This is a genomic window from Nitrospirota bacterium (assembly GCA_016212215.1).
Lineage (GTDB): Bacteria > Nitrospirota > 9FT-COMBO-42-15 > HDB-SIOI813 > HDB-SIOI813 > JACRGV01.
This window is the reverse complement of record JACRGV010000071.1, coordinates 1-2,125: the sequence shown is the minus strand read 5'-3', so window position 1 is coordinate 2,125 and position 2,125 is coordinate 1. Positions and strand designations below refer to the sequence as shown.

At 40.1% G+C, this 2,125-nt stretch carries 3 protein-coding genes; all 3 read right to left on the bottom strand.

Features of this window, described 5'->3' with window-relative positions:
* On the bottom strand, window positions 1-177 hold a 177-nt coding region (locus HZA08_06280; protein MBI5193034.1), incomplete at its 3' end, for an IS21 family transposase.
* A gap of 116 nt (window positions 178-293) precedes the next feature.
* Window positions 294-1,040, bottom strand: coding sequence for an ATP-binding protein (locus HZA08_06275; GenBank protein ID MBI5193033.1), 747 nt, complete (start codon window positions 1,038-1,040; stop codon window positions 294-296).
* The coding region (locus tag HZA08_06270; GenBank protein MBI5193032.1) for a transposase family protein at window positions 1,033-2,125 on the bottom strand (1,093 nt) is incomplete at its 5' end. The genes HZA08_06270 and HZA08_06275, both read right to left, overlap by 8 nt.

The following is a 2,125-nucleotide window of genomic DNA, read 5'->3' as shown; positions in this document are numbered from 1 at the left end:
CCTGGCCGGCAGGGAGTAGTAGCTTTTGTCAAAGACGATGTGATGATCGGGATGCACCTTTGCCTCTTTCCACAGCGGCATCTCAAATCGTTCTTCCAGCAAGGCAATAAGATGCCACTTTTCATGCTCATTGAATAATTCAAGGGGCTTCCTTTTTGTCGTGCCGTGTGCCTGCATGCCATATTCATTTAAACACCACTGCTTGACCTTTTCGTTTGCATCCTTAATATCTGTAAATGTTGTTTGTCAAGAGAATTGACCCCTTTTTTGCACATAAAATTGACCCCCCATTTTTATGGTTTCTTAAACTTGTTTTTTAACCTGTAACTTGCCCCATTGATATAGAATATCTTTGCATGATGCACAAGACGGTCAATGATGGCAGCAGCTACCACATCATCCTGAAATACCTTACCCCAATCCTCAAAATTATAGTTGCTTGTAAGTATTATCGCCCCCCTCTCATAACGCATGGAAATAAGTTGAAATAAAAGATTAGCCTGCTCCCGGGTAACAGGCATGTACCCAAGTTCATCTATTATCAGGAGGTTAAGCCTGGAATAGAAGAGAAGTCTTGATGTAATACTCCCGTCTTTTAATGATAACATCAGGTCTTCTATTAGTTTCTGGGCACTGATAAATAGAACACGATATCTTGCCTTACATGCCTTGATTCCAAATCCGATCGAGAGATGTGTCTTGCCAACACCTGGAGGGCCTAAGAAGATCAGATTCCCTTTGTCTTCTATAAACGAAAGTGAGCTAAGATGCAACATCTCCTTTTCCTTAAGCCCAGGTTGAAACGAGAAGTCAAACTCCTCAATGTTCTTAATAAAGGGAAATCTTGCTTTATGTATCTTCGTCTTTGTAGAACGATCTGTTTTACCGTTTATCTCTTCATCCAGGAGTAATGAAAGGTATTCTTCATACTGGAGATTTCCCTTTATCGCCTTATCAGTAAATTCACGATAATATGCAAGAACCCCTTTGAGTTTTAGCGCCCTCATCTGACTTTCAAGTCTGTTTTGTAGTTCACTCATGGCACACCTCCTTTATCCCTGCATAGAATGCTAAAGGACGACTCACTCCCTCCACATGTAATCCATGATGAGAAAATGGTAAACAAGAAGGAATCGCCTTTAAGGAATAAGGCTTAAGTAGTCTTAATACGCTGTTCTTATGATATGCGCCTACCTTGATACATTCTTTAAGAACTTCTGAAATCACTTCGGTTGTATACACTTCACAACAGGCAAGTATCTGGGAAAGATGCCAGTAGGTGTTTGCCCCTGTCGCTTCCCTAAGCCCTGCTATGTATCCTTCTCCCACCGAACCAAATAATGTTATAAATCTGGTTACAAGTGCATTCTTTATTTCCCTCTTTTTAGCTGCATACACCTCGTTTATAATCTTATGTTCAGGATGAACTGGTCTTATACCTTTGTCAAACGGGTTTATCCAGAATGAGGAGATTAACTCCCCTGACGGTTCATATATCTTTATTATCCTTCCCAGAAAAGATTCTACCCATAATTCACTTAGACAGCGCTTCATAGGAACAGGGTAAAAACTCCCATCAAATGATACATAGCCATCATTCGTAACCTTTCTTGTCTCTCTTTTGTGTAATATCTGAGGTTCTACTACAGGGATCTCTCTTAAATTTGGAGACTCTTTCTCAAATCTGTTATCAGGACTCTCTTTCAGACTGCTGTGTAAACGCAGGTTATAACCTTCCATAAATTCGTTAAGTTTGTTATCAAACTCTGAAATCTCATTTAATTCAAGCCCTCTTAACAGGTGCTCCTGTATGTAGTAAAATGGCCTCTCTACTTTTCCCTTTGTCCTTGCCCTGTAATTCCTGCATGGAGAAGGTTCTATCCCGTAAAGACCGCAGAATCTTAAGAAGTCGTCGTTATACCGCACTACCCCATCCTTCCTGTGGGTTATTATCATCTGTTTGGGGTTGTCTATTACCAGTTCCAATGGAACTCCGTTAAAATAGTTTATCCCAAGGCATATTGCCCTTATAATATCCTCTGATGTTATGCTCAATGAGTAGTTCCAGTACTTCTTACGGCTATAACTTAATACCACTTCATGGATGTATATCTTTACTGATTTG